1 protein-coding gene is annotated in these 526 nt (G+C 32.7%); it reads right to left on the bottom strand.

Going from position 1 to position 526, the window contains the following annotated elements; genetic code table 11:
• Nucleotides 1-68: 68 nt before the first annotated feature.
• Nucleotides 69-500, bottom strand: a complete 432-nt coding sequence (gene tnpA, locus SIN01_RS14880; RefSeq protein ID WP_010027511.1) for an IS200/IS605 family transposase — start codon at nt 498-500, stop codon at nt 69-71.
• Nucleotides 501-526 lie beyond the last annotated feature (26 nt).

The raw sequence follows: 526 nt of genomic DNA, 5'->3' as shown, positions 1-526 counted from the left end.
ACTGAAAAAATGGCGTAATGCCACTGATTTCAATCCGTGGATGTAAGCCATAATGTTTTTATTAATATTTATTTTTTCTTATATTGATCGTCTATATATTGCTCTACTACCTCTTTAGACATAGTTCCTAACGTAGACATATAATAACTTCTCGTCCATAAATGTCCACTCCAAAATTTTTGTGCCTTGATTTCTGGGTGCTTTTCAAAAAACATTCGTGCCGAAGCTCCTTTAATTGCTTTGACAGCACCCGTAGCTGATAACTTCGGTTTGAAACTAATTAAAAGATGCACATGATCGGGCATGACTTCCATTTTTTCAATCGTTATTTCGTTTAACTTTGCGATTCGAATCAATATTTCTTTCATCTCTTGAACTAATGTACCTGTTGTAAATAACTTGTGACGATATTTTGTTGTCCAAATCAAATGAAAGTGAAAATTATAAACATAAGTTTGTGTGTAAATTGCTCCAACGATTTTTTCTTTTTTATTACTCATGCATGTACCCCTAACTGATTGCTATA

This window comes from Sporolactobacillus inulinus, from assembly GCF_006539285.1.
GTDB lineage: Bacteria > Bacillota > Bacilli > Bacillales > Sporolactobacillaceae > Sporolactobacillus > Sporolactobacillus inulinus.
This window is presented reverse-complemented; position numbering and strand designations above follow the sequence as displayed.